The organism is Paenibacillus sp. 1001270B_150601_E10 (genome assembly GCF_015558675.1).
Lineage (GTDB): Bacteria > Bacillota > Bacilli > Paenibacillales > Paenibacillaceae > Paenibacillus_B.
The window spans coordinates 151,365-177,810 of record NZ_JADMOL010000005.1 but is presented as its reverse complement, the minus strand read 5'-3'; the positions used below and the strand labels follow the sequence as shown (position 1 = coordinate 177,810).

Sequence of the window (26,446 nt, the reverse complement as noted above, 5' to 3'; positions counted from 1 at the left end):
CGATTGTGGTATCCGTTTTGGTTATGCGTGAATTTATTGCTTTGTTGCTTGATGATGCTTGATAGGATCATGACGTCTTTGGGAGGATTCGATTAATGAAACGTATAGCCATTGATATGGATGAAGTCATTGCAGACACGCTTGCTACACATGTGGAGTGGTATAACCGTGACTATAAGGACGAGTTGTGCATCGGAGAGCTTGAAGGGAGGTCGCTCCTCGAAGCACGTCCAGAAGCTCAAGTGGCGATTGAAAGCTACTACGAGCGCGAAGATTTCTTTCGCAACATTAAAGTGATGGAGCATAGTCAAGAGGTGCTGCGAGAGCTTAGCGAGCACTATGAGATCTTTATTACGACAGCCGCAATGGAGGTCCCGGCTTCCTTTCATGCCAAGTATGAGTGGCTGCTCGAGCACTTTGATTTTTTAGATGAGATGAACTTCGTGTTCTGCGGGGATAAGAGCATTATCCGCGCCGACTACATGGTTGACGATAATATCAGGCAGCTTCGTGCCTTTAAGGGCAAAGGCGTACTGTTTTCAGCGCCTCGCAATGTGTACGAGACTGAATTTGTGCGCGTAAACAACTGGCTTGAGGCAAAAGAGTGGTTTATGGCAGAACTTGAGGAGGCTCGCCAATGAATCGCGATGCAGGGCTTCAAACAGAAAGTGAAGAGGAACTGAAGCGGAGTGCTCAATCCGCTGTCGCTGCCCACTGGAGATTTCGATCGGATCAGGTGCTTGCCGGCTCATTGGAAGAGTGGAACATGCGGATTAAGGATCTAAGCGGCAATGGCAATGAGCTTGAGTCTGTTCGCATTCTGCCTAGCGGTGATAAGGAACGAGGGTCCTCGCTCGCCTGCTTGCAATGGGAGCAGGACCCTGAACAGGGCGAGGTGCTTGCCTTCCGCCATGATGGTGATGAGGCGAATAAGTGCTATTTTCGGACTGTCGCAGAAGCACCGCTAAACACGATGACGTTTACACAAGGGTATACGATCGAAGCCGTCGTACAGCTTCCGCACCCTTTCGACGAAGACAAGCATAGCTGGATGGGTGTGCTGACCAGGCAGGGGAGTGGGGCAGAGCTTGGCCGTGACGGAGAGCGGGAACTGCTCGCTACGTTGTCCGTATCGAATTGTATGGAGTACCAGTGGGTCTATCATCCTGACTCTGGGACGGCATCGTCAACAAGCTGGTCTCGGTACTTGAAGGAAAAGGAATGGCATCATGTCGTGATCGTTAACGATACGCAGGAAACCTTGCTTTATGTTAACGGAATTTGCGACTTCAGCTGCCTTCATCGCAATCTTCAAGGCCTAGCGGCTGTTGAGGGAAAGGGCTGGAACGTAGGGGCATCGGAATGGCAGGGGCGACTTGATACGCTATTTTCTGGCAAGCTCAGTGAGATTCGAATTGCGAACAGGCCCCTTCCTCCATCTGAATGGCTCGCGAATAGGAAGCCGTTAGTGCGCTTGCAGGGAGATTATGAGGGGACAGTTGCGCTGCGGAAGCCTAGCTGCTACCACTTTGCCTTTGTCCCAGATCCGCAGAAGTTGGTCTATTTGAATCCGCATATGTTCCATGCGCAGGTTGAATGGATTAAACGCTCTTCTCATGATCAGAACATTGCGATGACGGTGTTTCTAGGTGATGTAGTCGACCACAGCGATGCAGAGGACGAATGGAAGCGTGCATCACTTGCTATCTCCAAGCTGGATCATCACCATATTCCTTACCTCATGACGGCTGGCAATCATGACTATGATGAGGCGGATACGTATCTCGCCTATTTTGGGCCGCATCGTTTCAAGGGGAAGTCTTACATGGGGGATTTTTCTCCTTCCAGCTATAGCTCCTATGGCATTGTTCAAGCAGGCAGCTACTTGTATCTGTGGCTGATGGTCGATATGAAGCATTTGGAGCAGGATTTGGCATGGTGTACTGAGGTGTTAAGGCAGCATCGCCAGCATCCTACGATCATTATTTCCCACGATATTGTATTCAAAAATGGTATGCAAGCCTTAGAGGAGTCCGTAAAGGGAAGGATCATCTGGGAACAGCTGATATTCCCTTACGATCAAGTATTTATGACGGTTAATGGCCACTATGATGGAGCAGGGCATCAGGTAAGGAGCAATGCGAATGATCTTGATGTCATTCAACTCCTCATCAATTATCAGGACAGCTACCACGGAGGCAACGGGTGGCTTAGGCTGGCAGAGTTCGATGAAGAAGCGAATCAGATTCGATTCCGTACGTATTCGCCTTGGGTAGAGCAACTAGCTGAATATCAGGAGCTTCATTACCCGGACTATCGCTTTTTAACCGGAGAGGATCATGCCTTTACGCTTCCGTTTTCCTTCAAGGAACGCTTTGGGCGGATGTCGTCTTTTATTACATGAAGAAATGAGGAGTGAAGCGTGTCTTTATTGTCAGAAGAGCGCAAGCAATATATTCTGGAGCAGCTCGATGGTGGAGGCAAGGTGCGAGTCGTTCAGCTCGCGAAGGAGCTTCAGGTGTCAAACGAGACGATTAGACGGGATCTTGCCGTTTTAGAGGAAGAGAAGCGTCTTCGGCGCGTATATGGCGGCGCAGTAAAGGTCCAATATGAGACAGGAGAACCGCCGTATCAGCAACGGCAGGTTCTCCATCATGAGGCTAAGCAAAAGATTGGTCGATGCGCGGCAGCGCTTATTCAAGATGGCAACACCATCTATATGGATACCGGCACAACGATACATGAGCTGGCTAAAGCCTTGAAGGGACGAAAGCGTATAACAGTCCTTACGAACTCTCTTACGGTTGCGAGCCTTCTTCGCGACTCCTTGTCTCAAGGGCTGTTCAGCGGCCGCATCATTATTCTGGGCGGAGAAATTTCGCCTGATCAGCAGTCCGTAAGCGGGCATCTTTGTCTTGATATGCTCGGTCATTTTTACGTGGACAAAGCATTCATCTCGGTAGGGGGTGTGTCCATTGTGACAGGAATTAGCGATTATGATATGAACGATTCTGTGATCTCTAGGACGGCTACCTCAAGTGCCAAGGAAGTCATCGTACTCGCCGACTATAGTAAAATGGGCATTCAGGCATTCTGTCATATTGCGCCAATGGAGAAGATTGATGTGGTTGTATGCGACCACCCTTACCCTCCTTCATGGGGCCAAGAGCTTGAGCTTAAGGGGATTACGTGGATGGTGGCAGGCGATATTCATCCCAGTGCTGCTCCGAATGGCCAATATGCAGCGCACTAGCACCATATAGATTCGTTTTAATGAAGCCTGAACAATTAAAACGTTTAAACTATTAGTCCGTCACGAGTCTCGTATAAGGTGATTAAGGTAGGGTGTGGATGAAGCTTAGGATTGCTCGCCTTTTATGCAAGCATGGTGTATGCGTTGTGAGATGGGGTCTTCGGTTCAGCCGAAGGCCTTCTTTGTGTTTATAGCACGTGGTGGATGTTAGGTCGAGGATGCTGCATTTTGAGATGACTGACTTTTGCCTAGTTTAAGCTTATGAATCAAGAAGTAATCCAATCCGAAGCGGCCGGCATTCGTGTAGGCCACGAGGATGAACATAGACAAAATAATCATGATGGGGTTCATGCTGATGGAGCCGCTTAGCAGGAAAGACATGTTCATGACGATTCCGAAAAAGACAGCGGTTCTTGTTAAACATCCTACAAGAAGTCCAACTCCCACAAGAATCTCTCCCCACTGCACCATCACGCTGAACAAGCTTGCATTTGGCAATGCTACATGCTCAAGGAACGAAGCCCACCATCCCTGTACGATTGGCCGGTCGCCAGCTGCTTTTTCTACAGCCCCCTTTAAGAATCCGCTGGCATTAAAGCTCTCACCTGATAGCTTGTTTATCCCGGCCGAGATCCAGGTGTACCCCAAGTACAAGCGAATGAGAAGCAGCAGTGCTGAAGCCCATACATTCTTTCTTAAAAATTCAATCAACATAATCTTCCTCCTTTGATTCTGTTATTAAATGGATATTTTTGCAGGCTTCATCAACACTTTAAATGGCAAAAGAACGAAATTCAAGACTCTAGAGAGCTATTTTTACAACTTTTTAGATGAGATTAAGAAAAGTCGCATGATGTCAGATTCCTTGCAGCGGTATTTTTTATAGGATGCAGGATTGGGAATGATAATCAGGGCACAAATAAAAAGGATTCTAACTTTGAACTGGATCCCAGGTCAAGGACAGTTGTAAAAAAGGACTTGTGGTTCTATGCCACTAGAAAAAGACGATTCCTGTATTGTACGGGGTCACTGAAGAACTCGAAATTCTAATAACATAAAGTAAAAGGTTTCCTTTGTTTTCCAAAATTAGGGGATGGGGTTTTTGTTGTAAATTCAGAGTCTTATGTCTTGTTTCTTACTTCATCGCTTCTATATTCTCTCAAGTTCACAGTAAAGCTCGCCATTACTCCTTGTAATTGCAAGTCAGCAAGACCCGAAGATGATACTACGTCATACCCGTGCTTGTGTTTGAGTTCACTGTTCTTCGCGCTTCAATCTTGTATTGTTCTCTAGACTTCGCTTTGAAGTACTCGCTTTCTTGGAACGACATTTGTTTCGTGTGTTCACCAGGTTTAAATACTTGCCGAGTAGGACTTGCTTTTTGCTCATTCGGTATAGCATCCTTCTTTGAACGGACACCTCACATACTCTACATCGAGTGAGGAGGTATTCTTTTGGTTATTGTTAACTCCTTTTTTTCTGTTCGCGCTTTCTGAATCGTATATGGCAGACCTTGCACACGTACATGCCTGCATCTTTATTGAATTGTAATTTATCTTCTTTCTTACGTGCCTATTATGGAAGCGAAGAAAATTATTTGTATGCGATGGGTGAAGAAAAGGAGCAAATGTTTTGAATTTCTCATTCTCTATGGAAATTATATGAAAGAGGAGACGCGTCATTACAAGAAGGACATCCGGCACGCTTCCAACTGGATGTATGACGAGCACATATTGATCGGTGAAGAGTCGTATAATTCATCCGTGTACGTCAGGGATTTTTTCTCTCACCTTAGCGATATAAGGATTATTGGGTAAAACTTCGCGCTCTACTTAAAATGTTTCTTGCTCATGTTGTCCCCTCCGTTGCTTCTCCAGCATACAAAAAGTACCCATAGACTGGACACCTTTTTCAAAGTGTCCAGTCTATGGGTACCAGTTTACTTGGAATAGTATTTAGGCCCCTTTTTTATGGATCAGGGCAATTAATAATTTATACCTGAATTTTAATGTTCATCTCGAGAATCAGTATCTGCTATTAAGTGTCAAATATTACTCATTATTTAGAATGTTCTTTTTAAACACTCTTTGTGGATCGGAGCCGGTTGATAATCATCTTTATGATAATTAAAATTTGAGTGCAATTATACAAATTATTTACATTTATTAAAAAACTCCATAGGAGAAATCTGGGACTGACCCCCGTTTATGAGACGGGATCAAAATACCTTTCAAGATATTTAGCTCCTTCATTACTTCTTTCACAGGAATACCAGCTAATCTCATTTCGATTGCTTTCAATTTTACTTCCACTGGGTAGCTCACTCTAGTTGCCAATGCAAAAACACCTCCAAGGTTATCTCCATATCTTACGACATGGGTTCACTCTCTTGAAGGTGTTTTGATTTGTCTCACTTTAGGGGGTTAGTCCCCCATCTCCAACGGAGCTTTTTAATAAATGTATGTTTATAATGGCTGGTTTGTTACATCGTCGATAAGTAGATAATAGCCTTGGGCTGTTCCATCACCATTTTTTAATGGATAAGTTGTAGAAGCTGATACTGAACTAATTAGAGTAATATTATTTCCGAATCTATCCCAATATTTTAAGGAACCATAATCCTGTCTTACTTTTGGTTGAAATCCTACGTATGCTCTTTTTCCTACAGGTACAGGAAGTGTGTACGATAGGAGTTTTGATTTAGCAGATGAATAATTATAACCAGCCCCGAGTTGTATTGCCTGTATTTTTTCAGACGTATCAATAGTAGCAGATAAGGAATGTGTCACAGTTTCAGACCATTGTGTAGTAATTGGGCATTCCGTTGTGCTGTTACAATTAATTGCATTACTAACTTTTACAGGACTCCGATGAAAATCAAAAGTATTTAGGCTTTCATACGTGTAATATTTGGTAATTATTACACCTAATGGTGAAATGGCAGAGTTCCCAAATACTGAGTTCCCAAGTGATGAATCTGCTTGTAATATCTCTCTAACTAACCTAGCCTGTTCTTTAGTTTCTTTTTCCATTTCAGCTTTATAAACTTCAATAGGTACTTCTACTAAAACTCCATCAAGACCAATTTCATATACTGCTAAAACTTGTTCTCCCGATCCTGAAACACGATAAGTATTTTCCTCCACTTTAGAAGAGGAAGCGCTTGCATTAACTACAGAGCCTAGACTAAAAATAAGAAAAATCATGATAATAAATGCACTAACACGTTTCATTTTTCAACCTCCACATCTAGAATTATATTCCATTTTATGTTACAATGAATTATATTAAATGTAAAATATTAGGAGATATATTAATGATAAAAAATATTAAACTAGCTACCCTTTTGTTCATTTTAGTACTATTTTTGTCAAGTTGTAATATTGTGGTAGAGCGGATTTGGTATGATACTGCAAATGATGCTATTCAACAAGGGTTACTGGATCAAGATTCTCATGAACTACAAAGACTATCTATTGATAATGAAATTATAGTGCTTTATAAATTAAATGATGCGGACGCTGTTGGAGTAGGAAGTGTAACTGCTTCTGATAAAGGATACAGTTGGTATCAAGGGATGTCCCCATTCCATGGGAAATTTATGCAATTTGATTACCAAACTGAGTCTAGGTATGTCATTCCGTTGACAATAGGAAAAACAAGCGATGAGAAAATTAAAGAAATTATTTTAGAAGGAAAGCAAAACAAATATAAATTAAAAGTCGTAAACGGTTACTACATTGGTGCAAATATTGAACTGTTTTATGAAGCAAAATTATTAAAATAAACAAAGTAATTTAGATTAAGAGACTATAAATCTTAAAGGGAGTTTAATAAATTTTGAAATCCTTTCTTATGTACGCCCAGCATGGGCGTCTACTGCAAAGTGGAATCTGAAGGAAGCTGGATGCAAATGCATGAGCCAAGGTACACGAACTGGGATCAAGGCAGGATTAGCCGGACGAGTCACCATAACATGATAAAATCCAAAGTCACCAAAGGCTAATCATGTAAACCCCAGTGGCTGCGGGCAGAAAAATGAAGTCCTAATCTGGAGAGATCTGTGGAAAAGAGCGAAGTAACTTCGTAACTGCAATCGAGAGGTCGCTCTGAATCCACAGGTGTCAGCAGACGACCATAGTACGGAAGTGCGGGACGGCGGAAACCGGAAGGGCTGAACTTAAAGGAGAGAGGGGATCGATGAGTTAGTATGAAGAACAAAAATTCTAGCCATGATGAACCATTCCGAACTAGGAATATAGATGTCATTGTTATCACTCCATGTGAGTTTTTTATCAAAAATTAGAATGGTGATTCTATATAAGATAAGTCTTACGCCACATGTTAGTGAAATAACTCATGTGGTTTATTGTCGTTGCTTTTCATACCGTGGGGATCTTTAAGATGATGCACTATATCAAGCGAAAACTAGTATTAATCAGAGCATGATTGAGAAGGTGATTTATGTGATCGAACACAAAAGGTGAATTATTCTAGCTATATGGCACGGTCTTTTAGTTTAAATCCCACAACAAACCACATGGTACCCTCGTTGCAAGCAGCGTCAACACCTTCAGTTGAAATGATTTCCATATAAACACAGACAACCCCACTTAAAAAAACATTAATATCCCGTTGATATCACGAAAACATTCTCATTTTAAAGTAAAGACATCACAACAACAGGCAACAAACAAACGGATTCATCATGACGGGTAACCAAATCGAGGTGAGCTTCTTGAGCAATAACGCATTACCACTCGTAACAGCCCATACGGGCTCGGGACAAGCGCCAGCTAACACTTGGCCTTCCTTCATGGAGGCATGCTCCATACAAGCGGATATCGCGGAAATGGATATTCGGGTGACCTGCAAGCAGGAGCCGATTCTGCTGCATGATCACTCCATCCTGTTAGACCAGCATGGAGTGGACGAGCTCCAACAGCTGCCGCTTCGAGCACGATTAGGTGCTCCCTATACCGAATATGAGCTTGTAAAGCTGGAGGATATCCTCCATGAAGCGCTGCGAAGAGGAATGAGGCTCAATCTGGATATTAAAAATGGACAGGCCGTTAACCCAACGCTGAGCTTAGTGAAAGCAGTCGGCGCAGAGCATCTGGTGTACATCACAGGCTCGACAGAAGGAATTGAAGTGGACACAGCGGGGATCTCGTTGCTGTTGAATGCTCCGATGACCCTGATTATGGGGGCTTGGGCTGATCAATGGGAGATCGAATCATTTTGCAAGCAGGCAAGGGAAGCAGGCTACTGCGGCATCAATCTTCATGAGGCCATGGTTACTCCTTCGTTTGTAGAGATTGCACACGCCTATAACCTCTTCGTGTCGGTCTATACGGTAAATGAAGAGGAACGAATGAGGCAGTTGATGGCTCTGCATGTAGACAGCATCACGACAATGAAGCCAGCGTTGCTGCAGCAACTGAAACACGCAGCAAGGGTGAGAGGTGTTTGAATCTGAACAGCAAGAAGGAGGGGATCGCAAAATGGCAAAAGACACGGCGGTGGTCAAGCCATCCCTGTCGGGGGGCTACTCATCGAAGCGAGAGCGTTCGCGGCTATGGAAGCGAGTGCTGACGCATTACCAGCTATATTTGCTACTGCTGCCCTGTATTATATTTTTTATTATCTTTTCCTATATTCCGATGGCTGGGCTTGTGCTTGCTTTTAAGGAATACCAGTTCAACAAAGGCATATTCGGAAGTCCGTGGATCGGACTCACGTACTTCGAGATGTTTTTTCAGGACCCGCAAAGCCTGCAGCTGATTCGCAACACGCTTATCATTAGCGGGATGAAGGTATTCCTGGCGATGCCGTTCCCTATTATTCTCGCGCTCATGTTCAATGAGGTGAAGAACTCAAAGCTTCGCAACCTCTTTCAGGGAGTGGCCTATCTGCCGCACTTCTTCTCATGGGTCATTGTGGTAGGGATGCTGCAGCGGATCTTGGCGCCGGATACTGGTCTTGTTAATCAGGTTATCGAATGGTTCGGCGGTGACGGCAGCACCTTCTTCCTGATGGAGGAGAATGCGTTCTATCCCATTATGTTCTGGAGCTACATATGGAAGGATGTGGGCTGGAGCTCGATCATCTACTTTGCTGCAATCGTGGGCATTAATCCTTCCCTGTATGAAGCGGCTAAGATTGATGGGGCGAACAAATGGCGCCAAATCTGGCATATTACGCTTCCGGGCATTCGCTCCACCATTATTGTCTTGTTCATTCTGTCGCTAGGCAATATTCTATCGGCCGGCTTTGATCAGATCTATCTGTTAAAGACGCCGGGAAATATGAATGTCTCAGAAATTCTCGACACCTACATTATTTATATGGGGCTTGAAAGCGGACAGTTTGGCTTTGGTACCGCCATTGGCATGATGCAGGGGATTGTAGGCTTGATCCTAGTCTTAACCGTAAACAAAGTGGCGAAAAAGTGGTTCCAATCGTCCTTGTGGTAGGACGATGAGCAATTCCATTCTGCCCTGCGGGCAATAAAAACAATGAACGTATTCAGTACGGTTCAAAAGGAGAGAAGAACATGTCTCACAAACGTATGCTTATCTGGTCCAAATGGATGGCGCTGACGCTCGTCGTGTCGATGCTGCTAACCGCCTGCAGCACCTCTGGCGAGGCAGGCAAGACAGGCGCTAGCGGATCTGGTTCTGCGGAGCAGGCGGCAGGCAAGCCGTCCACTTGGATTGCAGATCGCAAGATCAAGGGGCTTGTCTTCATGGGCAGCGATGTGACAGAGGGGATGAACCCGGAGATTGCAGCGAAGCTGAAGGAAATGACGGGCATTGAACTTGAACTGCAAGCCGTTGGCCATGACGGCTCGCAAAAGGCGCTTGCGGCAGGTCTTGCAGCTGGAGACCTGCCGGACTTTATCGCCTATTATCTTAATCACAGCGGTCGCCCCGAGATGGAGATGATCAATAAGGCCGCGCGTGAAGAGATGTTCCATGATCTCGCTCCGTTATTAAAGGATTCGAAGATCTATAAGAAGTACACCGAGGAGGGCTACCTGCCGCTGGATACCCAGTACGGCGTCATGTTCCGACCGGAATTCAACGGTTCTGCCTATGTTGCCCACTTGAACATTCCACGCGAAGGCGGCTATGAGGTGAGGAAGTATGTATCCGGTCCATATATTCGCAAGGATATTGCGGATGCGCTTGGTGTGGACCCACGCACGATTACGACTTCCGGGCAGTTGTATGAGCTCGCAAAGAAGATTAAAGCCGGCAACTTCAAGGACAAGAATGGGAAAGAAGTCTATCCGATTGGGCCGACAGTCTGGGGCGGGATCGACCGCAGCGGCTTGTACAGCGACCTTGTATGGACAGGCTTCAACGGCGAAGGCTTTGGCCGCGACAAGGACGGCAACATTCTTCATGAGAGCCAGACCGATTACGCCTTGAAGCGCGTGGAATTCGTGCAGAAGCTGCTCAAGGAAAAGCTGATGCATCCAGAGTACTACTCTATGGAAGAGAATCGCGCCAAAGAAGGCGTACTGAATGATTCCTTTGCCATCGTTGGCGATATGCACAACTACAATATCGAGAACAAAGACAACCGTTACCTTCCGATTGGACCGCTTGACACGGTCGATGGTCCTTATCGTATGACAACTACGTTCAAGGGCGGCTACGGCGCTTGGTCTATTCCAACCACCACGGAGCACCCAGAGGACATTGTCAAGCTAGCTGACTTCCTAGCGAGCCGTGAAGGCAAGCTGTTGTGGAAGTACGGTCTAGAAGGACGCGATTATGATCTTGATGCGAACGGCAACCCGGTACCGAAGAAAGAAGTATTGGATTTGATAGAGAAGGATCCTGTTAAAGCAAAAGAGCTTGGGTTTGCAGGAGTAGGCAACGACTGGGGCTGGTACCTAGGCGGAACGGATTTGAACGACCTGGCTGACTTTGGAGAAGCTAGCTACGGCGAATCGGTCAATAAGGATATTAACAAAGGTCCGCTTGAGATCGCGGAATACTGGAATTACGACGAGAAAAAGAAAAATATTGATCTTCGAGACGGCTATGCAGCGCTTGCGTTTATCGGGGAATTCCCGAAGGGCTCTATGCTGACGATGGCGCTAGACAAGTACAAGGAGAGCTTGATCCGCGCTTACTACGCGAAGGACATGACCGAAGCGAAGTCAATTCTCGATGCGGCTGCTGCTCAGTTGAACAGTGCAGGCATGGAGGATTATATCAAGCTGCTAGAAGAAAAGGACAAGGATCCGAAAACAAAATTAATGTTCTAAATGCTTTATCTAGTGAAATTCCGTAAAGAGAGCCTTCCCTCCTGTGTGGGAGGGCTCTCGCTAACTTGAGAGGGGGAGCAGAAATGAAGAAAACGACCGTGTCGCTTGGCACTGCCTTCGGCAGTCTAATGACCATGCTCAATTATACGTTGCTCATTCTGCTGTGCTTGTCTATCATCCTGCCGACGCTTAACGTGCTGGCGTTATCGCTGAATGTAGGGACGGATGCAGCTAAGGGCGGCATCTACTTTTGGCCAAGAGAATTCACCTTGGACAACTTTAAGGAAGTATTCCGGCAATCCAATATTGTAAATGGCTTTATGATTTCGATATTCCGCACGGTGCTGGGGACCTTCCTCAGCGTAATCTTAACCGCCATGGCGGCGTATGCCTTGAAGAGCAAGACGATGCCTGGCCAAAAGCAGCTCACGTTTTTCGTCTTTTTCACCATGCTCTTTAGCGGCGGTCTTATTCCATACTACATCGTGCTCAAAGAACTGCATTTGACAAACAGCATTTGGGTATACGTGATTCCCGCACTTTACAGCGTGTGGAACATGATGATTATGCGTTCCTTTTTCGAGCAGATTCCAGAAGGGCTTGAAGAGGCGGCGCGCATTGACGGCTGCAGCGACCTCGGGATCTTCTTCCGTATCGTCCTGCCGACGAGCAAACCGGTTATTGCGGCCATCTCATTGTTCAATGCCGTAGGACATTGGAATGACTGGTTTACGGGCTCCTTCTATGTGCGGGATCAGAACATGAAGCCGCTCTCGACCGTGCTTCAGGAAATGCTGACAAAGCAGCAGGCCTTAGCCGATACGCTGATGAGCTCAACGGGCTCTTTGCAAATGCAAATGCTGGACAAGATTCAAGTGACCGGCACCTCTCTTAAAATGGCGACAATCATCATCGTCATTCTGCCGATCGTTATCGTGTATCCCTTCCTGCAAAAGTACTTTGCAAAGGGCGTTATGATCGGCTCGATGAAGGAATGACGGCAGGCGCGAATAGGTATTGCAATGCGTTCTATATTGCACAACAGGCTAGACATGTATAGGAGGACTCCGATGAACATTCATAATCCGTACGCCCAAGATGGGGTGTGGCTGCGAGGCAGCTTTCATAATCATACGACCAACAGTGATGGTCATCATCCGTTAAGTACCGTGTACCGCATGTACAATGACTATGACTTTTTTGCAATTTCCGACCATGATCAGATCACAGTTCATAGCGATGAGAGCTCTATCCCAACGTTGTATGAGGCAATCGAGGTAAGCAGCCCGAGGGCGCATATGCTTCTTGTGGACCCGCCTCGCGAGATTATGGAAGATTACTCGAATGAATTCACAATAGCCAACTATGAGCGATTATCCAGAGCCTGCGTTCAGCATGGCGGCATTTCCGTCCTGGTTCACCCGAATCGCTATTTCTCTCAGTTCTGGAAGCTCTCCGATATGCTTGCGATGTCCTCCTATACGGGGATTGAGGTGATCAATGGTGACGGCAACCCGGAATATGATATTGCGTTCGACAAATGGGATGCGGTTCTTTCATCCGGTCGCAAGGTATGGGGCTTTGGAAACGATGACTTTCATGCCTATGGTCAAGAGCGAAGGGCTTGGAATGTAGTGCGAGCGAAGGAGAATTGCCAGAAGGCTGTGCTTGATGCGATGCGAAATGGCAGCTTCTATGTGTCAACAGGATATGGCTTTGATTCGATCCAGATTGAAGGCGATACGATCGTGGCTAAGCTGAACAGCAGCGACCAATTAGATGGAATGTATAAGTATGCCACGGTCTTTGGCAGATATGGAAAGGTGCTGCATGAGCAGACGGGGCGCTTTAAAGAAATTCAGTATCGCTGCACAGGCAATGAAGGCTATGTGCGCTTCGCTGTGTATTTAGAAGGCGGATCCGGCGCCTTTTCGCAGCCGCTGTTTGTCGAATAGGAGTGAGTTTAAAGATGAGAGAAACGATGCGTTATCGTGAAAATGGCAGCTTTACAATCGTTCAATTCACTGATCTCCACGTCGGTGGAGAAGATATGGAACAGGATGCGCGTACGCTGTCGTTGACAAGACGGGTCATGGAACTAGAGGAGCCGGATCTCGTCATCTACTCCGGCGACATGCTGTACGGTTCAGAAGTAAAGGATCCCGTAAGATTGCTTCAGCAAGTTGTATCATTCTCTGAATCGCAAAAGACTCCGTTTGCCGTGATCTTTGGCAATCATGACGCGGAAAGCTGTGCATCACGGGAGGAACTGCTGCAGGGTTTATCCGCCTTTCGCATGCTTGTATCGAAGGCGGGGCCTGAACATATTCATGGGGTAGGCAATGATGTGCTGCGGATTTTGGGCTCAGACGGGGATAACCCGGCATCGTTATTGTATTTGTTCGACTCGGGGGAGATGGCTCCACCAGAGGTTGGTGGATATGCATGGATTCATCTCGATCAGATTGAATGGTATCGGGAGCAGTCCGCGTATTACCGAGTGCAAGCGGACATGCCGCTTCCGAGTCTAGCCTTCTTCCACATTCCGATCCCAGAATATCGGGATGCATGTGAGCGTGGCAAGGTGAGCGGAACGAAGAACGAATCGGTATGCAGCCCGATCCTTAACAGTGGACTGTTTACAGCGATGCTCGAGTGCGGCGATGTGATCGGTACCTTCGCAGGCCACGATCACGAGAATGATTATGTGGCCGATTGGCACGGGATTAGATTAGCTTATGGGCGAGTAACCGGCTATGGCGGCTACGGCAACCTTAAGCGCGGGGCGCGAGTCATTCGCCTCACGGAAGGGAAGCGGGACTTTAAGACATGGGTTCGCCTTGAGGACGGGAGTGTCATGAAGGATGAACACTAAAGCCCCTCAGCGCTTTGGACTATTGTCTCTGACGTGGCCGATCTTCTTAGAATCCTTGTTTGGCATGCTGCTCGGAACAGCAGATACCTTGATGCTAAGTCATTACTCGGATGGAGCCGTGGCTGCTGTTGGAGTCGCGAATCAGATCCTGACCGTTGTCGGGTTGATGTTTGGCTTTGTCACGGTAGGCATGGGCGTGATCTTGAATCAATGGCTTGGGGCAGGGAAGCTTGAGGATGTTGATCGGATAAGCCGTACGGCGCTCACACTGAACGTAGGGATGGGTCTTCTGTTCAGTGTGGGCTTGTTTGTGTTGGCGGATGGAGCGCTGCTCCTATTCAAGCTGCCATCGAATCTGCTGTCTGAGGGAAGCCTCTATCTGTCTATCGTCGGCAGCTCGGTGTTTATGATTGCGATCAACATGGCACTCGGCACGATGCTTCGCTGCAGAGGCATGGTGAAGGAAATGATGTTTATTTCATTTGGCGTGAATGTCCTTCATATTATCGGAAACTACCTCGTGCTCATGGAGCCCTTTGGACTGCCGATGCTTGGCGTTGAGGGGGTCGCGATAAGCACGTGGATTAGCAGAGGAATAGCATTGCTTGCATACTTCTACGTCTGCAAACGCCGACTGGATCAGCCCGCAGCGCTGCTTGCGCCGTGGCGGATCAGGAGGACGGACCTTGGCCTAATCCTTAAGCTCGGCGTTCCTTCTGCCGGTGAACACGTCTCCTACAACTTGTCTCAGGTCGTCATTACGTACTTGGTGACCTTATTGGGGGCGGCGGCTCTGACGACAAAGATTTATACACAGAACATTACGGCATTCGTCTTTATCTTTTCTATGGCGATCGGCCAAGGAACGCAAATTATTGTCGGGCACTTGATTGGAAAGACGCGTAAGGAAGAGGCCTACCATTCTGGTGTTCAGTATCTAAAGCTAGCTGTGCTCATTTCCTTAGCAGTTAGTGTCTTGATCTATTTCTTTGCGGGTCCGCTGCTTCAGCTCTTTACAGATGATCCGGAGATTCTGCAGCTTGGCAGGCTTCTCATGCTGTTGTCTGTGCTGCTTGAGCCGGCAAGAGCCAGCAATATGGTGTTAATAAGCTGCCTTAATGCTGCGGGAGACGTCAAATTCCCTGTTGTCATTGGTCTTATCTCCATGTGGGGAATTAGCATTCCGCTTGCCTACCTGTTCGGAATCGTACTCAACTTCGGACTAGCGGGAATATGGATCGCATTTGCAATAGATGAATGGGTGCGATCTTTGGTCATGCTTCGCAGATGGCGGCAGCGTTCCTGGCAGCAGCTGAGCTTATTGTCGAAGGGACTATTGGAGGTTGAAGAAGCGGGATGAGACAGAAGTGTAATGGCGTCGATCAAAAATAAAGTATTAGAATGTGGATAAAGATAACATGAATATAACATTGATGAGGCGCGTCATCTAATAAGGATAGGCAATGATTATGATCATTGAAAATAAGGGCTGAATCGAAGTGGAATGCGGCGTTTTGCAGGAATAAGCCCTATCCAATTATTTGGATAGGCTAATAAAATAGTTCTTGCATATATTTCCTGATTGTTTTATTCTAATAATCAAGAAAATGAAGTCAGCTTTTATGACATATAACACATGAATTCTCTCTTTGAACTTCATAACTGTGTAAATAAATATAACATTAACTTGATTTAGCTTCTAAACTATTGTCGCAATTCACCCCGAACATCGCTTGATCCTGTCTCGTGGAGGCGAACCGTACGATTGCATATTATACGCGCTGATTGCGCTAACCTGCTTCATGATTTGTAATCTTGGTTTCATCTTAAGTCTCTCTTAAGTTGAACATATCTCCCCATCACTTTTGGTCGCTCTTTGGGCAGTTCGTCTGCTCTTGAGCGGTCCTTTTTTTTGACCACGCTTAGAAGGAGTAAGCTGCATAGAGATGAATATAAGTTTTCGCTAAAAAAGCCGACCTTACTTCCACCAGCGTGGAAATAAAGTCGGCTAATCTTATATCTGAAATCGAATATTCGGATAAGTGCGGATTGTGATCATGCCAATGCTGTTCCTACATTTATCTGTTTAGGACTGATGTTTCAAATATGCGCTAATATCGACGCCAAGACCTTCCGCTAAGCGGGCGCCAAGCTTTACATCCGCACGGAAAAAGTTGCATACGGCACGGAGCTGAACTTCAGGGCGGGTCTCCTTCAAATCCTGGACAAGATTCAGAACGAGTCGATCCTGTTCACCAGTCGACAAGCCTCTGTAACGATCACCGGCTTGGCTGAAATCATCGGTTTTCTCAATCTTGCGTCTCATGGTTGTGCCCATAAGCGGCGCTTCGCTCTCTGCATGCTGAGGCGCTTCCTTCTTGTCAGCTTCTCGGCTGTTCGGTTCATAATTCACCGGAGAGGAATCTTGATTGACGTTCATAAAGCCATCTTGTTGATGATTGTGAACCTTGGCAAATGGGCAGTTTACTGGAATTTGCAAATAATTTGTCCCTAAGCGATGACGCTGCGTATCTGGATAAGAGAATAGGCGTCCTTGAAGCAGTTTATCCTCAGACGGTTCAATGCCTGGTACAAGCGCGCTTGGTGAAAAGGCAGATTGCTCAACCTCGGCAAAGTAATTGCTCGGGTTCTGATTCAGCGTCATGCGTCCTACTTTCACAAGCGGGAACTGCTCTTCAGGCCATACCTTCGTTGCATCAAGTGGATCGAAGGATAGGGCATCGCCTTCTGCATCCATAAACTGCACGCAGAGCTCCCATTCTGGGAAGTTGCCTGCTTCAATCGCATCATGCAAATCGCGGGTTGCATGGTTGAAATCTTTGGCTTGAATGGCTTCTGCTTCTTCAGCCGTCAGATTTCTTACGCCTTGTAGCGATTTCCACGTGTATTTCACGTAAGTCACCTTTCCTTCATGATTTACCCACTTGAAGGCATGAACACTAAAGCCGTCTGTCTCACGATAGTTGGCTGGAATGCCATAGTCAGAGAACAGCCATGTCAGCATATGCGTAGACTCAGGGGACAGCGACATGAAGTCCCAATAATGGTCGGGGGTCTGGATGTTCGTCCTTGGCGCAGGCTTTAGCGAATGCACCATATCCGGGAACTTTATCGCATCCCGAATGAAAAACACAGGCAGGTTGTTGCCGACAATATCATAATTGCCTTCCTCCGTGTAGAACTTCACTGCAAAGCCGCGCGGGTCACGCAGAGTCTCAGGAGAGGTACCGCCGTGAATAACGGTGGAGAAGCGAACAAAGACTTTTGTTTCTTTATTCGGATCCTGTAAAAAGGCTGCCTTCGTATAAGGCGCCATGTTTTGATAAGGCTTGAAGACGCCGAATGCACCTGCTCCGCGAGCATGCACGACACGCTCAGGGATTCGCTCACGATCGAAATGGGCGAGCTTTTCTATCAGATGATAATCCTCTAGAAGTACAGGTCCTCGTTGTCCAGCTGTCTTGGAAGATTGATTGTCGGCTACTGGCGCACCTTGATTCGTCGTAAGATGATTGTGATTCGTCGTCATAAACAGCCTCCTAATTTATAATTATTCTTTTATAGTATTTATAATAATTATTATTTACACGTCATACGATACCACGATAACAATTACTAATCAATAATTATTTTAATTTAGGTTGTACTATTCCTCGAACTTCCACCTCGTAACCATTCGCCTTGCCGTACATTACCCGAGGAGCTCTTGCTTTAATCACTTCATCAGGATTTGGGGGTGATTGAAAATGAAGGGAAAGAGTTTGGCTGCAATGTCGTATACTAATAATGAAGGGAGGCTTTGCGATGAGTTTTTTTGACAAGATGAAATCAGGTCTTCACCAGGTTAAGGGCAAAGCTCAGCATACGGTCGAGATTACGAAGCTATATACGCAGATTCAAGTCAAGAAAAAAGAGCTGCAGCAGCATTTTACTAAGCTTGGTGAAACGGTATATGAAAGCTCTGGTATTGGAAAGCAGAAGTCTGTCACGGTTGATGATCATCAGGACAAGATGGTTCAGCTGTGCCGGGACATTGCGAAGATGGAAGAGGAGATTGACGAGCTTGAACAGGAGATGCATCGGTTGAAGGGGGATAAGTTATGTGTTTGCGGCACGTACGTTGCCCAGGAAGCCCTGTTCTGCAGCCGCTGTGGTCATAAGTTTACGAATACGGGACCTCAAGGATATCAGCCGATTGTGATTGATCCGAAGAAGGACCGGACGAACGGCGGAGGACCGAGCTCTACTTAATCGATTAGCCTCGTGTTGCAGATCGCCTCGTTACAGATTGTAACGCTTTAGATCAACGAGCTGCAGGCTCAGTAGAGCGATTCATATTGTATTTTACCGTATAGGTGTGGAGGATTAGCGCAAGAGCCCTTGCATAAATAAGGATGTAGGGCTCTGCGGATATGGGGATGGATGTAAGCGCTTCATACGTTCGATGCTCCATTACAGAAAAATGAAGCGCTTTTACTTTGGTTAACTAGCCAATCAAGAGAGTAGAACAAGCGGTCAAAGTAAGAAGGATCATGGTGTATCTTGCTCATAAACAATCCGCCTTCACACATGGTGATAATGAGTGCGGCTGTCTCAGGAATAGGCATCTGTGCAGGAAGCTCATGCTTGCGAATGCCTTCTAATAGAAGAAGTTCAAGGGTTGATTGCATTCGGGTGAAGAAATCCTGAATAAGCTCTTCAATGGTGGTATTGTTAGGAGGAGACTGGGCATACAGCGTTAAAAAGGGACAGCCTGCTTGGCAGTTGTATTCACAGGGTGTATAGATGATGGTTCGAAGCACGAATTCGATTCTAGCCATGATCGGGATGTGGTGCCAGGACAGGACGGTTGAGCACTTCTTCTCGTAGTGGTCAATCATTTGCTTCATGACATGAAGCAGGATATCCTCCTTACTTTTGAAATGATAGTAGATGTTTGTCTTTGATACTTTGCTGACGGCGACGATATCATCGATGCTCGTATTTTGGTAGCCAACAGACAAGAACAGCTCTGTCGCCGTTTCTAACACGACGTCTCGATTGGATAATCTCACATTTCTCATATAATGAATGTACGCATTGTGGCATAAACTGTCAATCCGTACTTAGGTCTAATTATGGGGGTAAGAGGCCTCATGCAAAGATTTGATTGTGCCTTTGACCCATGCATAAACAAGCTGCTCACGTTGGAAGAAGTCTTCCTTGTGAACAGCTTGTTATTGGATAGATGAGCTAACAATACAGGGTGAATCTCGCTCTGATCCACTCCGCTGTTTCTTCGGGATGGGAGACGGGAAGCAGATGTCCATAGGGCATGCGCGAGATATGGTGGGGCAGGATATCCTCCGGCAGCTTGAACATCATGTCCTGAAATCCCCAAAGCACGGAGATTCGATTGCTGTAATCATAGTCTTTTTTGCAGCCCTTTTTCTTTTTGAAGGTAGAGGGCGTCGAAAGCATAGCCATGCTTTTGGCAGAGGCTTTGCGGATTCGAGGCGAACGCAGCTCCTTTACAATAAAGGTGGTAAGGTGATGAGGCACCTCATCTTCACTATTGTAGCAGTATTTATTGACAAGCATTCTAGCGAGCTGGTTCGGCGTATATGTCCGAAGTCCCATATCGTTAATGAACTCGAAGCTAAGCATTCGATCCTGAACGTGCAGAACAGGATGGATGAGCAGCAGATGATGAATGAGCTCCGGATACTGCTCCATCATGCGGTATGCAACTGTTCCTCCCCAAGAGTGGCCCGCCAGCACGACGGGACGCGGGGATTCCTTGATCGCCTGCATCACCTCAAACACCGTCCCTTCTTCATGGGAGGGGTGGTGGTGAGTAGGAGAACGTCCAAAGCCGGGTAGATCGATAAACCACATCGGAATTCCTTGTAAATGAGACGCTAAAGGGAGCATGAGATCCCCGCTGCTGATCACGCCGTGTAAGAATACCAGAGTCGGCATGTCCTTATTGCCTTCTATTTCCCACGTTGCTAAATTGCCTCTCTTCCCTCTCGTCACGGGCATGTCCTGCCGCTTGTAGCCGCTCGTGATGATCGAGGGCTTGGAGCTGGAAGGCTGAATGAGCAGAGGCTGTATCCCCTGAGGCCGGCTTAAACTCCCAATTTCAGGCGGAGATATCGGGTCCAGATTGCTTTGATCGTTATGGACCGTCCGATAATCGAGATCGGCTATTACGGCAGAAAGGATTGAGCTTACATCAAGCTCAGGCAGATGATGCTCCTTCTGCAGCCGCAAGGTCGATGTCATATCGACCTCGCCGTACAGGTACAGCTGTTCCGCTTCGCAGGGAACAGCAGCCAGGCGGTGAAGCGGCGTGGCCTGCAGCCGCTTCACCCATGCGTTCGGCACCGGTATAACCCGTGCCGACGCATACAGCTCGCGCGCGATACGCCTCGCGAGCACGCTTCCCCGCTGCTTGACACGATCATGGTCAAGCAGCGGGTAGGTATCGGAGCGCGGCGCCTCTAATGCGGCGAGCGCTCCAATATAGGCCGCCGCGGTATCCACCGCGACCAGCGGCAGCCATCCTTCGCCGGAGCCTGGCACAAGGCGGAGCAGGCTCCGGCGAACGGCGTCTACGAACAGCCCGAAGCCGTGGAGCTGTTCGGTTGCGCCGGTCCGGGTGTCTCCTATCAGGACACCCGGATGAACGACTGATAACGGGAGCTGAAGCGCTTGGCATGCAAGCCTCATCTCCCGTTCGGCGAGTAACTTGGCCCTGTCATAGGGAAGGTTAGCCTGAAGGGCCAGTTCTTTATCCCATGGCCTATCCTCCATATAGGGGGATTTATAGCCGCCAATATGGATGACATGCATCAGACTCCCTTGTGCTTTCAAGTCCTTGATGAGCGTAAGAAGATGATGCGTTCCTCGAAGAAGGAGAGATTCTGCTTGCTCTTCACTTATATGTAGATTCATCGGTCCACCGATATGAATGATAACGGATACAGAAGACAGTTTGTCCAGATCCTCGTTAGATAGCCCAAGATTAGGCTTGGCAAGGTCCCCCTGCAGACCATGGATACGATCTTGGCAAAGCTGCTGAAGCTCTGGGTTGTATTCACTAATGCGTAATCGCGTATGCTGAAGGCGGGAAGCGGATCTGGTCAATGCAAGGATGCGGATCGGTTGTGCAAGTAAGCGCTTCATGATTGCAGAGCCAAGAACTCCTGTACCTCCTGTAATAAACACCGTTTGCATACTGATACTCCTTTGTGATTGATAGTAATAGGGAATAACATCAGGAATGAATGGTGGTTGCATAGAGTGAATTCGTGGAATGTAACATCATTATGACATTGAAAATTGAAAAATTTTGGGGTTTGTTGGGAAATGTTACATGATATATTTAGAACTATATAGTACTATAAGATTAGTGTCAACGATCCCTATATAGTAAACGACAACAAGGAAGGATGAGTTGCAAATGGCGATTGCAGAAGTTACGATCATTCCCATTGGAACCGCAACAACGAGCTTAAGCGCTTATGTAGCCGAGCTTCAGGACGTCTTATCGAAGCAGGAAGGAATCCGGTATGAGCTGACCTCGATGAGTACAATTATTGAAGGTCCGCTTGATCGTTTGTTCGAAGTGATTCTGCTGCTTCACGAGACGCCTTTTCATAGCGGTGCTCTTCGCGTATCGACAAGCGTCAAGATTGACGATCGAAGAGACAAGCCGTCTTCTTCTGCTCAAAAAATCCGTTCTGTTCAAGAAAAGATAACGAATTCCGAACATTAACATAATAAATAACTAAAAATGATAGTATTTTGTTTGAAATTTTACCATTATGACGCAGAAGTCGTATTCATAGTATAATAAAAACAAAACTATAGAACAGCAGGTGAGAACTTTCATGCAATCCATCTTGAATATTGCAGATCAGCTCGGAATCAATGCTGACCATCTTGAGCCTTATGGAAAGTACGCGGCTAAGCTTAGCGAAGGTCTATGGGAAGAAGTATCATCCAGACCAAACGGCAAGCTCATTCTCGTAACTGCAATGAACCCAACTCCAGCAGGAGAAGGCAAGACGCTGACCACGATCGGTCTAACGCAAGGCCTCAATCGCATCGGTCATAAGGCAGTCGCAGCATTAAGGGAGCCTTCCCTTGGACCATGCATGGGCATGAAGGGCGGCGCTACAGGGAGTGGCTGTGCACAGATCGTGCCTGCGGAGGATATTAATCTTCATTTCACAGGCGATATTCATGCGGTAACCTCGGCTCACAATCTGGCTGCTGCAATGCTTGATAATCATCTTATGCAGGGCAATGCGCTGCAAATTGACGTGAATCGTATCGTATGGAAGCGTGTCGTCGATATGAACGATCGACCGCTGCGGCGAATCGTGATTGGTCTTGGAGAAGGCAATGGAGTCGTTCGTGAAGATGGATATATGATTACAACCGCATCGGAAGTGATGGCGGTATTGTGTTTGGCTGAGGATTTGCAGGATCTTATAAAGCGCCTTGGTCGCATGGTCGTTGCGTATAATCAAGCTGGCGAACCGGTAACGGTCAACCATATCGGTGCAACGGAGGCGATGAGCGTGCTGCTTCGTCATGCCATTAAACCGAATCTGGTGCAGACAATAGAAGGCAATCCTGTCCTGATTCATGGCGGACCATTTGCTAATATTGCACATGGATGCTCCAGTGTTCGGGCAACACGCTATGGTCTTAAGCTTGCTGATTATGTGGTGACGGAAGCTGGATTCGGTGCGGATCTTGGAGCAGAGAAGTTCCTTGATATCAAGTGCCGACAGACAGGCCTCATTCCTTCTGCTGTTGTGCTTGTAGCGACGGTTAAGGCGCTTAAATACAACGGCGGTGTGAAAAAGGATGAGCTTGCCGCGCAGAATCTGGATGCACTTCGAGAAGGACTTCTGAATCTGAAGCGTCATATCGAAAATATGCGTAAGTATGGTCTTCCGATCGTAGTTGCCGTTAACCGCTTCGCCACAGATTCGGAGGCAGAGCTCGCTGAGGTCGTCACCTTCTGCCGAGAGATGTCGTGTGAAGTGGCTCTGTCTGAAGCCTGGGCGAAGGGCGGAGAAGGCGCAGAAGCGCTGGCAAAGACAGTTGCAATAGCTGCAGCGGCTTCACGCGCAGGCGAAGAGTTCCGCTTGCTCTATCCTGATCATACTCCACTTCGTGAAAAAATTAAAATTGTTGTTCGCGAAATTTATCGCGGCGCCGATATTCGCTTTACGCCGAAGGCTTCACGGGCGCTAAGCCGCATCGAGGAGCAATTCGGTCATGAGCTTCCTGTCTGCATGGCGAAGACGCCATACTCCTTCTCGGACAATCCAAAGCTTCTGGGAGCGCCAACAGACTTTGTGATGGATATCTCAGATGTTCGAATTTCGGCAGGGGCAGGCTTTGTTGTCGTGGAGACCGGTGCAATTATGACAATGCCAGGCTTGCCGAAGGAACCGGCTGCACTGCGAATTAAGCTTCATGAGGATGGCACAGTCTCTGGATTAGAATAGGAGCTGCAGCGCTTGAATGAGGTAAGGACGTAAATATATGAATAAGTCTTATTAGATTATGAAGAAGCTCTTGTACAAGGATTTCTGCTAGCAGAAGTGTCTCTTGGAAGGGGCTTCTTTTCTTTTTGTAAAAAAACAATCTCAAAGTTTCAAGATCTTTGCAGTTATATAGATAACACCTGACATTTAACAATGGTCGCTCCCATTTCAAGATTTTTAATAAAATCTTCTTATGAGCAGGAACGGGCCACCCTATTTTGCTAATAGATTTTGAATGGATATGACGTACAGGTGATTAGAAGGACGTCTCTGTTATGAGGTGTTGAATCAACGTTATATGTTCCTAAGGAAAGGGAGTTATTCATATAGCTAACTTCCATAAATTACATATGAATCTTTGGGTGCTTCCTAACCTTTAATCATGGTAGAATAAGCCTCGTTGTGTGTTTGTACAGCCGAATGATTGAGATTGTATCTTATTGGCCTCTTACAAACAAGAACCATGTGCAAAAGGTAGATATTACAACTAAAGGGGAGCATATTACAACATGAATACGGAACAACGGCAGGTTAAAATTGCGACAGCAGATCCTAGTGCGATTGGGCTGTTCGGTCTTGCCATGGTGACGCTCGTCGCCTCCACGCAGAAGCTTGGTTGGACGGATGGAACCTCATTTATCATTCCATGGGCGATCTTCCTCGGTGCCTTTGCCCAACTGTTTGCTTGCATTCATGATGCAAAGAAAGGCAACACATTTGGTACAACGGCCTTTGGCGGCTATGCGTTTTTCTGGTTTGCAGTCGGAACCTCCTGGATGATTCAGCACGGCATCTTCGGTGAGTCCATGATGCAGGGTGCAGATACGCACCAGCTTGGCGTCGCTTTTGTCGGCTATCTGATCTTTACTTTGTTCATGACCATTGGTGCGATGGAAACAAATAAGGTCTTGTTCATTATTTTCGTGCTCATCGATTTCTTGTTCTTAGGCTTAAGCTTCGACTCCTTCGGCATTGCTTCACATGTCATGCACAAGGTGGCTGCCGTATCCGAGTTCGGAATCGCGATTGTTAGCTTTTACGGCTCAGCAGCATCCGTATTAAATGCACACTTCGGCCGTGCATTTCTGCCAATTGGCAAGCCGTTTGGAATATTTAAAAAATAAGTTTACATTTGCACGATAGATAAAGGTCGCTTTTTGAAGCAGCTTAGGCTGTGGAGGAGGGCGGCTTTTTTGCATGCTCATGGAGCATATTTTGAGGTTTACAGAGGTTGAATGTCGCTTGGATTAAGTCGAAAAATCCACCCCTGACAAAGTTAAAGCCCCTTATATCCACGGGCAATGGACATAAGGGGCATGGGGGGTTACAAAGAAGGCATTTTTCATGGGTTCAATGCATCTTTGTAATTCATAATTACATTATACTGCGTTTTGCGCAGATAATCCAATTCATAAACACCCGTTTTTTTACTTAACGCGGGAATTGTTTTTGACAAATTCCACAATTTCGTCAACATATCCGAATGCAACAGCTGTTACCGTGTCAGCAGCACCGTAGTAGATCGCGATGCGGCCAGTGTCAGCGTCAACAAGAGATGCACATGGGAATGCTACGTTTGGAACGTCGCCTACGCACTCATAGTAAGTGGAAGGTTGAAGCAAGTATGGCTCACTGCGGTACAATACTTTCCAAGGCTGTTCCAAATCAAGAAGAGCAGCGCCGAATGCATATACGTAGCCGTTGCAGGAGTTCAATACGCCGTGATAGATCATCAACCAGCCTTCGCTTGTTTCGATCGGAATCGGGCCAGCGCCGACTTTCTTGCTTTGCCATCCGCCGAGTGTACCCATTACATGGCGGTGACGTCCCCAGTATTCCATATCTGGGCTTTCGCTGTAGAAGATATCTCCGAATGGAGTATGTCCTGTGTCAGATGGACGGCTAAGCATTGCATAGTTACCGTTAATCTTACGTGGGAACATAACGCCGTTACGGTTATATGGCAAGAATGCATTTTCTAATTGATGGTAGGTTTTGAAGTCATACGTATAAGCCACGCCGATTGTTGGGCCGTGGTAGATGTTACACCATGTTACATAGAAACGATCTTCGATCCAGCATACGCGTGGGTCATAGCCTTCGATAAAGTTACCGATCTCAGGATCGTCACACTCGAACTTGATTGGTTCTTCGTTGATTTCCCAAGTCAAGCCGTCTTTACTGAAACCAGTGTGAAGTCTCATGTAGCGGTTGCGATCGTCGCAGCGGAATACGCCAGCGAATCCGCCTTCGAATGGCACAACAGCACTGTTGAAGATACTGTTAGAGTTCGGAAGCAAGTCGCGTGGAATAACAGGGTTTTGCGTATAGCGCCACAATACGTCGCGATGACCTTCTGGGCGTTCTTCCCAAGGGATATTTGGAAGGCTTGGTCCAACAATGTTAAGTTTGCTCATGAACAAGTACCTCACTTTACGTTAAAGTATAGTCTTTGATGA

21 protein-coding genes and 1 pseudogene are annotated in these 26,446 nt (G+C 46.7%); 15 read left to right on the top strand and 7 right to left on the bottom strand.

Translation table 11 applies throughout. The features are described 5' to 3' along the window. Positions 1–95 precede the first annotated feature (95 nt). Genes I2H74_RS13965 through I2H74_RS13955 form a run of 3 tightly spaced genes read left to right on the top strand, consistent with a single transcriptional unit; the run spans position 96 to position 3,253 of the window. Positions 96–641, top strand: coding sequence for a 5' nucleotidase, NT5C type (locus tag I2H74_RS13965; RefSeq protein WP_195574634.1), 546 nt, complete (start codon positions 96–98; stop codon positions 639–641). Further along, on the top strand, positions 638–2,404 hold the full coding sequence (locus I2H74_RS13960) for a LamG-like jellyroll fold domain-containing protein (protein WP_229106666.1): 1,767 nt from the start codon (positions 638–640) through the stop codon (positions 2,402–2,404). Before I2H74_RS13965 ends, I2H74_RS13960 begins: the two co-directional genes overlap by 4 nt. Positions 2,405–2,422: 18 nt before the next feature. Next, positions 2,423–3,253, top strand: coding sequence for a DeoR/GlpR family DNA-binding transcription regulator (locus tag I2H74_RS13955; RefSeq protein ID WP_195574633.1), 831 nt, complete (start codon positions 2,423–2,425; stop codon positions 3,251–3,253). Positions 3,254–3,460: 207 nt separating this feature from the next. Here I2H74_RS13955 and I2H74_RS13950 read toward each other — a convergent pair whose 3' ends face one another. The 3 genes and pseudogenes from I2H74_RS13950 to I2H74_RS13945 all read right to left on the bottom strand — a co-directional run bounded on the left by I2H74_RS13950 (position 3,461) and on the right by I2H74_RS13945 (position 6,486). Beyond that, positions 3,461–3,967: a DoxX family membrane protein gene (locus I2H74_RS13950; protein WP_195574631.1), complete on the bottom strand. Its 507-nt coding sequence runs from the start codon at positions 3,965–3,967 to the stop codon at positions 3,461–3,463. A 407-nt stretch (positions 3,968–4,374) separates the two neighbouring features. After that, positions 4,375–4,822 (bottom strand): annotated as a pseudogene (locus I2H74_RS24680) (transposase); the annotation flags it as partial. Positions 4,823–5,718: 896 nt separating this feature from the next. Next, positions 5,719–6,486, bottom strand: a complete 768-nt coding sequence (locus tag I2H74_RS13945; protein WP_195574629.1) for a hypothetical protein — start codon at positions 6,484–6,486, stop codon at positions 5,719–5,721. Between the two features lie 83 nt (positions 6,487–6,569). Between I2H74_RS13945 and I2H74_RS13940 the strand changes: the two genes are divergently transcribed. The 8 genes from I2H74_RS13940 to I2H74_RS13905 all read left to right on the top strand — a co-directional run bounded on the left by I2H74_RS13940 (position 6,570) and on the right by I2H74_RS13905 (position 15,772). Beyond that, positions 6,570–7,040 (top strand): hypothetical protein, encoded by a 471-nt coding sequence (locus tag I2H74_RS13940; protein WP_195574627.1) that lies wholly within the window; start codon positions 6,570–6,572, stop codon positions 7,038–7,040. A 951-nt stretch (positions 7,041–7,991) separates the two neighbouring features. After that, positions 7,992–8,726, top strand: a complete 735-nt coding sequence (locus I2H74_RS13935) for a glycerophosphodiester phosphodiesterase (protein ID WP_229106665.1) — start codon at positions 7,992–7,994, stop codon at positions 8,724–8,726. 31 nt (positions 8,727–8,757) lie between these two features. Beyond that, on the top strand, positions 8,758–9,729 hold the full coding sequence (locus I2H74_RS13930) for an ABC transporter permease (RefSeq protein WP_229106664.1): 972 nt from the start codon (positions 8,758–8,760) through the stop codon (positions 9,727–9,729). Positions 9,730–9,809: 80 nt separating this feature from the next. Further along, positions 9,810–11,537: an extracellular solute-binding protein gene (locus tag I2H74_RS13925; RefSeq protein WP_195574624.1), complete on the top strand. Its 1,728-nt coding sequence runs from the start codon at positions 9,810–9,812 to the stop codon at positions 11,535–11,537. Positions 11,538–11,620: 83 nt separating this feature from the next. Continuing rightward, on the top strand, positions 11,621–12,535 hold the full coding sequence (locus I2H74_RS13920; protein ID WP_195574622.1) for a carbohydrate ABC transporter permease: 915 nt from the start codon (positions 11,621–11,623) through the stop codon (positions 12,533–12,535). Between the two features lie 72 nt (positions 12,536–12,607). Further along, complete coding sequence (locus I2H74_RS13915) at positions 12,608–13,492, top strand: CehA/McbA family metallohydrolase (protein WP_195574620.1); 885 nt, start codon at positions 12,608–12,610, stop codon at positions 13,490–13,492. 14 nt (positions 13,493–13,506) lie between these two features. Beyond that, a complete protein-coding gene (locus I2H74_RS13910; RefSeq protein ID WP_195574618.1) occupies positions 13,507–14,412 on the top strand; it encodes a metallophosphoesterase family protein in 906 nt (301 codons plus the stop codon). Further along, on the top strand, positions 14,402–15,772 hold the full coding sequence (locus I2H74_RS13905; RefSeq protein WP_195574617.1) for an MATE family efflux transporter: 1,371 nt from the start codon (positions 14,402–14,404) through the stop codon (positions 15,770–15,772). Before I2H74_RS13910 ends, I2H74_RS13905 begins: the two co-directional genes overlap by 11 nt. Before the next feature lie 726 nt (positions 15,773–16,498). On the opposite strand, the gene I2H74_RS13900 is transcribed toward I2H74_RS13905, so the two are convergent. After that, positions 16,499–17,962: a catalase gene (locus I2H74_RS13900; RefSeq protein WP_195574615.1), complete on the bottom strand. Its 1,464-nt coding sequence runs from the start codon at positions 17,960–17,962 to the stop codon at positions 16,499–16,501. A 275-nt stretch (positions 17,963–18,237) separates the two neighbouring features. Between I2H74_RS13900 and I2H74_RS13895 the strand changes: the two genes are divergently transcribed. Then, the gene (locus tag I2H74_RS13895) at positions 18,238–18,684 is read left to right on the top strand and encodes a hypothetical protein (protein ID WP_195574614.1); all 447 of its coding nucleotides are present in this window, start codon (positions 18,238–18,240) and stop codon (positions 18,682–18,684) included. A gap of 182 nt (positions 18,685–18,866) precedes the next feature. Here I2H74_RS13895 and I2H74_RS13890 read toward each other — a convergent pair whose 3' ends face one another. Together I2H74_RS13890 and I2H74_RS13885 are read right to left on the bottom strand one after the other, a co-directional pair. Then, on the bottom strand, positions 18,867–19,487 hold the full coding sequence (locus I2H74_RS13890; RefSeq protein ID WP_324254075.1) for a TetR/AcrR family transcriptional regulator: 621 nt from the start codon (positions 19,485–19,487) through the stop codon (positions 18,867–18,869). A gap of 178 nt (positions 19,488–19,665) precedes the next feature. Then, on the bottom strand, positions 19,666–21,654 hold the full coding sequence (locus tag I2H74_RS13885; protein ID WP_195574611.1) for an alpha/beta fold hydrolase: 1,989 nt from the start codon (positions 21,652–21,654) through the stop codon (positions 19,666–19,668). A 226-nt stretch (positions 21,655–21,880) separates the two neighbouring features. Here I2H74_RS13885 and I2H74_RS13880 point away from each other — a divergent pair, with 226 nt between their 5' ends. From I2H74_RS13880 to I2H74_RS13870, 3 genes are all read left to right on the top strand, one after another. Next, positions 21,881–22,195 (top strand): MTH1187 family thiamine-binding protein, encoded by a 315-nt coding sequence (locus tag I2H74_RS13880; RefSeq protein ID WP_195574610.1) that lies wholly within the window; start codon positions 21,881–21,883, stop codon positions 22,193–22,195. A gap of 103 nt (positions 22,196–22,298) precedes the next feature. Then, entirely contained in the window at positions 22,299–23,948 is a 1,650-nt protein-coding gene (locus I2H74_RS13875; RefSeq protein WP_324254074.1) for a formate--tetrahydrofolate ligase, read from the top strand. A 548-nt stretch (positions 23,949–24,496) separates the two neighbouring features. After that, positions 24,497–25,111, top strand: a complete 615-nt coding sequence (locus I2H74_RS13870; RefSeq protein WP_195574606.1) for an acetate uptake transporter — start codon at positions 24,497–24,499, stop codon at positions 25,109–25,111. 303 nt (positions 25,112–25,414) lie between these two features. Here the strand turns inward: I2H74_RS13870 and I2H74_RS13865 are convergent, their stop codons facing one another. After that, positions 25,415–26,404, bottom strand: a complete 990-nt coding sequence (locus I2H74_RS13865) for a glycoside hydrolase family 130 protein (protein WP_195574605.1) — start codon at positions 26,402–26,404, stop codon at positions 25,415–25,417. Between the last annotated feature and the right edge of the window lie 42 nt (positions 26,405–26,446).

What these genes read in the sequence shown, in the direction of transcription:
- I2H74_RS13965 (WP_195574634.1), top strand. Translation starts at nt 96, where the DNA reads ATGAAACGTATAGCCATTGATATGGATGAAGTCATTGCAGACACGCTT.
- I2H74_RS13960 (WP_229106666.1), top strand. Translation starts at nt 638, where the DNA reads ATGAATCGCGATGCAGGGCTTCAAACAGAAAGTGAAGAGGAACTGAAG.
- I2H74_RS13950 (WP_195574631.1), bottom strand. Translation starts at nt 3,967, where the DNA reads ATGTTGATTGAATTTTTAAGAAAGAATGTATGGGCTTCAGCACTGCTG.
- I2H74_RS13945 (WP_195574629.1), bottom strand. Translation starts at nt 6,486, where the DNA reads ATGAAACGTGTTAGTGCATTTATTATCATGATTTTTCTTATTTTTAGT.
- I2H74_RS13940 (WP_195574627.1), top strand. Translation starts at nt 6,570, where the DNA reads ATGATAAAAAATATTAAACTAGCTACCCTTTTGTTCATTTTAGTACTA.
- I2H74_RS13930 (WP_229106664.1), top strand. Translation starts at nt 8,758, where the DNA reads ATGGCAAAAGACACGGCGGTGGTCAAGCCATCCCTGTCGGGGGGCTAC.
- I2H74_RS13925 (WP_195574624.1), top strand. Translation starts at nt 9,810, where the DNA reads ATGTCTCACAAACGTATGCTTATCTGGTCCAAATGGATGGCGCTGACG.
- I2H74_RS13920 (WP_195574622.1), top strand. Translation starts at nt 11,621, where the DNA reads ATGAAGAAAACGACCGTGTCGCTTGGCACTGCCTTCGGCAGTCTAATG.
- I2H74_RS13915 (WP_195574620.1), top strand. Translation starts at nt 12,608, where the DNA reads ATGAACATTCATAATCCGTACGCCCAAGATGGGGTGTGGCTGCGAGGC.
- I2H74_RS13910 (WP_195574618.1), top strand. Translation starts at nt 13,507, where the DNA reads ATGAGAGAAACGATGCGTTATCGTGAAAATGGCAGCTTTACAATCGTT.
- I2H74_RS13905 (WP_195574617.1), top strand. Translation starts at nt 14,402, where the DNA reads ATGAACACTAAAGCCCCTCAGCGCTTTGGACTATTGTCTCTGACGTGG.
- I2H74_RS13900 (WP_195574615.1), bottom strand. Translation starts at nt 17,962, where the DNA reads ATGACGACGAATCACAATCATCTTACGACGAATCAAGGTGCGCCAGTA.
- I2H74_RS13895 (WP_195574614.1), top strand. Translation starts at nt 18,238, where the DNA reads ATGAGTTTTTTTGACAAGATGAAATCAGGTCTTCACCAGGTTAAGGGC.
- I2H74_RS13885 (WP_195574611.1), bottom strand. Translation starts at nt 21,654, where the DNA reads ATGCAAACGGTGTTTATTACAGGAGGTACAGGAGTTCTTGGCTCTGCA.
- I2H74_RS13880 (WP_195574610.1), top strand. Translation starts at nt 21,881, where the DNA reads ATGGCGATTGCAGAAGTTACGATCATTCCCATTGGAACCGCAACAACG.
- I2H74_RS13870 (WP_195574606.1), top strand. Translation starts at nt 24,497, where the DNA reads ATGAATACGGAACAACGGCAGGTTAAAATTGCGACAGCAGATCCTAGT.
- I2H74_RS13865 (WP_195574605.1), bottom strand. Translation starts at nt 26,404, where the DNA reads ATGAGCAAACTTAACATTGTTGGACCAAGCCTTCCAAATATCCCTTGG.